The organism is Xenorhabdus sp. NBAII XenSa04, assembly GCF_963866145.1.
GTDB classification, from domain to species: Bacteria; Pseudomonadota; Gammaproteobacteria; order Enterobacterales; family Enterobacteriaceae; genus Xenorhabdus; species Xenorhabdus indica.
The window spans coordinates 1-7,791 of record NZ_CAWMEB010000154.1 but is presented as its reverse complement, the minus strand read 5'-3'; the positions used below and the strand labels follow the sequence as shown (position 1 = coordinate 7,791).

General features: G+C 51.4%; 1 protein-coding gene. It reads right to left on the bottom strand.

All coding sequences use genetic code 11. The features are described 5' to 3' along the window. A partial coding sequence (locus tag AAC147_RS07015) for an amino acid adenylation domain-containing protein (protein ID WP_156115445.1) occupies positions 1-7,791 on the bottom strand: 7,791 nt, incomplete at both ends.

Sequence of the window (7,791 nt, the reverse complement as noted above, 5' to 3'; positions counted from 1 at the left end):
CGCCGGCTTTGAGGATAGCCAACAAGCCGACGACCATTTCTAAACTGCGTTCAACACAGATAGCAACGCGATCATCAGGCTGGACGCCCAGTGCAATCAGATGATGGGCCAACTGGTTAGCGCGGCGGTTCAGTTCATCGTAGCGGAGGGATTGACCTTCAAATACCACGGCGATGGCGTCAGGGGTCAGGTCAGCCTGTTGCTCAAACAATTCATGGATCAGGGCTTCTTGTGGGAAGTCAGCCTGTGGGGCGTTGAAATCGACCAGTACCTGCTGGCGTTCGGCAGCAGGTAGCATAGGCAGGGACTGGATAACTTGTGTGGCATCTGTTGCCATTGCTGTCAGAATGTTTTTGAAATAACTCCCTATACGAATCACAGTTTCCTGATCGAACAAATCAGTTGCATACTCCAGTTTACCAACCAAACCGGCGTCGGTTTCAGTAAGCGACAGTGTCAGGTCGAATTGGGTACTGCACTGTGATTGCTCAATAAGGGTGAGTTCCAGACCGGGTAACTTCAGTTCCTGAGCCGGAGTATTGTTCAAAGCCAGCATGACTTGGAAAATTGGGTTGTAACTCATGTTGCGGGCGGGCTGTAATACTTCCACCACCTGTTCGAACGGCAGATCCTGATGAGCATAAGCAGCCAGTGTACGTTCGCGAACCTGAGCAAGCAGTTCCGCCACAGTATTGCACTGACCAGATTCGATACGTAAGGCCAACGTGTTGACAAAGAAGCCAATTAACTCTTCGGTTTCTCTGTTCTGGCGGTTGGCAACAGGAGTGCCAATCACGATATCATCCTGACCACTGAGACGAGCAAGGACAATAGACCAAGCCGCGAGCAGGGTCATAAATAAAGTTGTATTTTGGTGCTGTCCAAGTGCCTTAAGTGCGGTTAGTAATCCTGCGTCGAGATGGAAAGGCACCTGGCTGCCAGCATAGTGCTGTACTGATGGTCGTGGCCGATCCATAGGCAGTTCCAACAGGGCTGGCGCTCCTTGAAGCTGAGCACACCAGAAATTACGTTGTTCAGTAAGTACGTCGCCCTGCAACTGGTTGCGCTGCCAGACAGCATAGTCAGCGTACTGGATGGGCAATGGTGGTAAGGCAACATCGTGACCGGAAAGGATAGCCTGATAAGACGCTGCCAGCTCACGAATTAAAATACCAGTAGACCAGCCATCGGAGATAATATGGTGCTGGGTAAACAGCAGCACATGCTCCTCGTCAGCCAGTTGCAGCAATTGACCACGGACCAGCGGGCCTTGAGTAAGATTGAAAGGCGTACGAGCTTCACATTCAGTGAGTTCGGCAACGCGATGGATGCGGGCCGTTTCGCTCAGGGAACGCAGATCCAGATGGGAAAGCGTAAAACCAATATCTGCATGGTCAATCTGCTGACAGGGCTGACCGTCAACCAACGTAAAGTGAGTGCGCAGGCTTTCTTGACGGGCAACAAGGGTATCGAGAGCCGTGGTAAGCGCTTGATAGTTAAGCTTACCGCAAAGTCGCAATACCACCGAGATATGGTAGGCCTGACTAGCGGCGGGATCGAGTTGGTCAAGGAACCACAACCGCTGCTGAGCAAAAGAGACAGGTAGCGGCAGGCCGCGATCGGCAACAGGTATCGCAGTCTGAATGGTTACGGAAATATCAATAAGCGTTCGAGCGAGATCAATAAGCACAGGCTGGGCAAAAATCTGAGCAAGCGGCAGATCCCGTGCCAACATCTGGCGTATACGTGTCGTGCATTGAACCGCAAGTAACGAATGACCGCCAAGCTCAAAGAAATGATCATAACGACCCACGCGCTCCAGTCCCAACAAGTCTTGCCAGATCTGAGCCAGCACCGTTTCCACTTCACCAACAGGGGCTTCATAATCACGTACAGCCACGGCAGACTGATTAGGTGCGGGCAGTGCCTTACGGTCAAGTTTGCCATTAGGCGTAAGCGGGAAGGTTTCCAACATCACAAAAGCGCTGGGGATCATGTATTCAGCCAAATGCTGAGTCAGTTGCTGGCGCAGTTCAGCCGGGATCAGTTCAACGCCGGATTGCGGCTGGAGATAGGCCACCAAACGGGTATCGCCCGGAATATCTTCGCGCGCAATGACAATAGCTTCATTGACCCCCGGACACTGAGTAAGTTGTGCTTCTATCTCACCAGGCTCAATACGGAAGCCACGGATCTTGACCTGAAAGTCGTTGCGCCCCAAATAGTCAATATTGCCATCGGGCAGCCAGCGACCGAGGTCACCGGTCTTGTACATTCGGGCATTAGGTGTAGTTGAGAACGGGTCAGGAATAAAGCGCTCCGCTGTCAACTCTGGGCGGTTAAGATAACCGCGGGCAACACCGACGCCACCAATATAAATCTCACCAGTAACACCAAAGGGCAGCAACTGGCCTTGTTTATCCAGAATATAGATCTGGGTGTTAGCCATTGGCCGGCCGATGCTGGGTTGCGACAATGATAAATCAACCGGACAGAGAGTGGCGTCTACTGTACATTCTGTTGGTCCGTAAACGTTGATGAAACGGGTCGTTTCTATTTCTTGCAGTCTGGACCACATTAAAGGAGAAATAGTATCCCCGCCAATCAGTGCCAACTTGGGTTGATAACCGGCACGTGTTCCCAGTCCGGCGTCCAACAGCCACTGCAATTGAACCGGCGTACAGTCGAACATGTCCACAACGTGGCGTGCAAAATAGTGCCAGAGCTGCTGGCCATCGGCACGAATATCTTCAGGAACGATGATCAATGTATGACCTGAAAGCAATTGGAGCCAGATTTTCACCGAGGCATCGAACACAATACTGGCATTCATGGCTATGCGACACGGTTGTTGGAGGTCGAGCGCTGCATTCAATCCGGTATAAAGATTGATGACATTTCTGTGCGCCACCATGACCCCTTTGGGCTGTCCCGTGGAACCGGAGGTGTAAATCACATAGGCCAGATGGTGTGGGGTTAGTCCCAGCGTTTGAGCATCGGGATTGTTTTCAGATCCCTCATCAAAAACAGATAGCGGCTGATCAAGTAATATGCGGGGTAGATTGCTGTCCAGCATATCAACCAGGGTGGACTGCGTGAGCAGAGCTACCGGTGCAGCATCGTCGAGCATGTAAGTCAATCGTTCGGCTGGGTAGGCTGGATCCAGTGGCACATAGGCACCACCCGCTTTAAGGATAGCCAGCAGTCCCACCATCATCTCCAGACTACGTTCAACACAGATAGCCACCCGATCATCCGGACGTACTCCTATGGCAATTAGATGATGAGCCAGACGATTGGCCTGGCAGTTCAGTTCACGGTAGCTGAGAGACCGATCTCCGAATACCACAGCAGTGGCGTCAGGCGTGCGTACTGCTTGTTGTTCAAACAGTTCATGGATCAGCGTTTCTTGTGGGAAATCAGTCTCGGTGTTATTGAACTCTATCAATAATTGCTGGCGTTCATCGGCAGGCAGGATTGATAGACCCAAAACAGACTGCTGAGGTGCGTTTGCCAAAGCTTCAACTAAGTTGTTGATAGTTGTGACCAGATAATCTGCTATCCGGGCGGGATCAATTGTAGCGACGGCTTTGACGACTATGCTGAAATCTTCCCCAAAGTCATCCACCGAAAGGGTCAATGGGTAGTTAGTACGCTCCTCAGCAGACAACAGACGCATGCCATCCCAGACTGTATCATCTGTCTCTGGCTGGCTATGGCGATAATTGAGTAAGGCACTGAACAATGGCATTGGTGGCATCACACTACTGCAACGTTGGGCCAGAGCTAAAGAAGCCTGCTCATGCTCAAGCAGTGCCGTCAAATCATGGTAAGTGTCTTGCACCACTTCCAATACACTGCGACCGGCAAGAGATATCCGCACTGGCAGGGTATTGATAAACATGCCCATCACCCGATCGGCGCCGGCAAAGCCTTGCAAACGGCCAAGCAGTACGGTGCCGAAAACGACATTCTCAAGGCCGCTGGTTTGTGCCAGTACCTGTGCCCAGGCGACATGGAATAATACACCCGGACTGATACTCAGATGGCGGGCCTGATTGCGGATTTCCTGTGCCAGTGCCGGCTCCAGCGGGAGATTCACTTCGAGTATGCCTTCACCGTCACCCTGTACATTGAGCAGGTCGAAGGGAGCCGTTGGTGTGTCGATATCAGCAAGTCTGGAACGGAAATAGGTCTCATGTGCCGAGATTGGCACGTTGAGTGTCTGGGCAATAAAGTTGCGGTAAGGTAATGGGACGGTCAGAGTTTCTGCTTGCCCTTTCAACAGTAAGCGAATTTCGTCAGTGATAAGCTCCATCGTTACATGGTCGCCTATCAAATGATGAATACTTAAAGCAAGTAGCCATTCATTGCTGGTCGGATCGAGAGCAATATCGGCCGTGAACAGTGGTGCCTGATTCAGGTTGAGCCGCCGCTGACGCGGATCAGTGTGCGCTTGTAACTGAGCCAGCACATTGTCTGAAGAGGTTGGAACAAAGGGACTGATCGACAACGGTGCCTGACGCCAGACAACCTGTACAGGTTGGGACAATTCCTGCCAACAGATGGCGGTGCGCAGGATATCATGGCGATCAATAACTTGTTGCAGGGCGCCCAGGAAAGCATCGAGACGTGCACGGCTATCAAAGGCAATCAGGCTGTTTAACAGGTAGACATCGCCTTGCTCCTGTAGCTGATGGTGGAACAAAATGCCTTCCTGTAACGGTGCGAGAGGATAGATATCCTGCACATTAGCGGCACCGCCAGCCACACTCTCAACAATGATGTCAATTTCCGCCTGAGATAATGTTACCAGCGGCAGCATATCTGGCGTAATAGTGTCACAATCCGTGCTGATTAGGTTGGGTGGCACGTTCAGGGCGGTTTTGCCAGTCGCCTCTATTGTCAGGCGAGTCGCCATCACTTCCAGCGTCGGCGAAGTGAAAACCGCTTTGACATCAAGTGCAAGGTTACGTTGGCGCAGTTGTTCAATCAGGCTGACAACCAACAGTGAATGACCTCCCAACTCAAAGAAATTGTCGTAACGTCCGACACGCTCTAACCCCAACAGATTTTGCCAGATTTGAGCTAATGTCGTTTCCCGTTCGCCAACAGGAGACTCATAATCACGGGTTACCAGCGCTGATTGGTCTGGCGCGGGCAGCGCTTTACGGTCAAGTTTGCCATTGAGTGTAAGGGGGAACGTTTCTAACATCACAAAGGCGCTGGGCAGCATATAATCTGCCAAACGGGTACTCAGTTGTTCTCGCAGGTTAGCGGCATCCAGCGTGACATCAGGCTGTGGCACGATGTACGCCACTAGACGTTTCTCGCCATTATCTTCTTCACGTGCAGTAACGACGGTATCCTTGACACCTGCACAATGGGTCAATTGTGCTTCGATTTCGCCCAGCTCAATACGGAACCCGCGGATCTTAACCTGAAAGTCATTACGGCCGAGGTAAACAATCGTGCCATTTGGCTGCCAGCACCCCAGATCGCCGGTCTTATACATTTTGGCATTCGGTTGCATACTGAATGGATCGGTGACAAATCGCTCTTCTGTCAGTTCTGGGCGATTCAGATAGCCACGAGCCACCCCCGCACCGGCAATATAGATCTCTCCAGTGACACCGAGTGGTACAGGTTGTCCTTGTGTATTAAGAATATAAATGCGGGTATTGGCAATCGGGCGACCAATTGACAACGTTTCGGTTGCATCCAGTACCTCACCGCTGTCCAGTGTCATTGCGGTGGTAATGACAGTAGTTTCGGTTGGTCCGTAGGTATCGATCCAGCGGCAGTGCCGGGTTTCAGGCATGGATTGCCAATCGATAAGATGACGGGATTCAGCCTTTTCACCACCGACCGTGATTGAGCGCAGAGAAGGGCTGAAACCACAGCGGCCTGCTTTCATCTCTTGTACCCACTGGTGCCAGAAGGCAGTCGGCAGATCTACTACGCTGATAGCCTGTTTCTGTAGGAAATGGCTAAAGGTCGTATCCGGTATCCGAATATGCGCTGGGCGCAGGATTAAGGTGGCACCGACAGACAATGTTGGGAAAATTTCAGACACAGCAGTATCAAAGGCAATCGTGGCGAATTGCAGAACACGATCAGTCGATCTGAGTTCACTGATCTGACACTGGGTATGGATAAAGTTCACCACATTGTGGTGTTCAATCATCACGCCTTTAGGTAATCCAGTGGAACCAGAGGTATAAATCACATAGGCCAGATGATGTGCTTGTAACCCCAACTGTCTTGGATCAGGATTGGCAACCGATTGTTGGGCAACTGAGTTCAGATGGTTGGCATGATCTAATAACCATACAGGGATATCGGCTATCGGCAAATGCGCGTGTAAATGTTGCTGAGTGAGCAGTAACTTGGGCGTACTGTCAGACAAAGCATGTGCCAGCCGTTCGTTTGGATATTCAGGATCGAGCGGAACATAACCCGCTCCGGCTTTTAATATACCCAGTATACCAATCACCATATCCAGGCTGCGCTCGACACAAATCGCCACCCGATCATCGGAACGTACACCAAATTCAATCAAAGCATGGGCTATTTGGTTGGCACGCTGATTTAGCTCATCATAGCTAAGCGACTGTTTCTCAAATACCACTGCAGTAGCATCAGGTGTACGTTTAACCTGCTGCTCAATCAATTCATGGATAAGCACTTTTTGCGGGAAATCCACTTGTGTCGCATTGAAGTTCACCAGTAGCTGCTGACGTTCTGCTGCTGGCAAAATTGGCAGGTTCAGAATAGGCCGCTGTGGATCGGTTTTCAGCGCTTCAATTAGTCCGCTAATGGCGGTAACCAGATAATTGACTACCCGGACAGGATCAACCTCCGCAATACTTTGAACTATCAAGTTAAAATCTTCCCCCAGATCATCCACGGAGAGATCAAGTGGATAGTTGGTGCGTTCTTCTGCGCTCAATATACGCATACCGTCCCAAATCTGGTTCACCGTATTTGGCTGGCTATGGCGGTAGTTAAACAGAGCGCTGAATAGTGGCAACGGCGGATTTACGCCACTACAGCGTTGCGCCAATGTCAGAGGGGCTTGTTCATGCTCCAGCAGTGATGTCAGATCGCGATAGGTAGCCCGTACCACCTCCAGCACACTACGATTAGCAAGCGTGATCCGCACTGGCAGCGTATTGATAAACATCCCCATCACCTGATCGGCACCGGTAAAACCTTGCAGGCGACCGAGCAGTACAGTGCCGAAGACGACATCGTCACGGTCACTGGTTTGCGCCAGTACCTGTGCCCAGGCAACGTGGAACAGTACGCCGGGGTTGATACCCAGACGACGAGCCTGAGTACGTATCGCCTGTGCCAGAGTGGTATCCAGCCGCAAACGGGCTTCGGTAATATCCTTACCGTCTCCCTGTACATTAAGCAGGCCAAAGGGGGCGGTTGGCGCATCAACGTCGGCAAGTTGGGCGCGGAAGTAGTCCTCATGTACAAAGGCGGGTACGCTCAGGGTTTGAGCGATAAAGTTGCGGTAAGGGATTGTTACAGGCAGAGTTTCGGGTTGCCCCTGCAACAGTAAACGGATCTCGGCGACGATAAGTTCCAGAGTCATATGGTCGCCAATTAGATGATGAAAATTCAGGGCTAACAGCCATTCATTGTTGGCTGGGTCGTGAGCAATGCTGGTGGCCAGTAATGGTGCCTGACTCAAATCAAGATGACACCGACGTGGATCGGTGTGGGCCTGTAATTGGGCCGGGATATTGTCTGCGGAGGTTGGCACAAAAGTTGTTACAG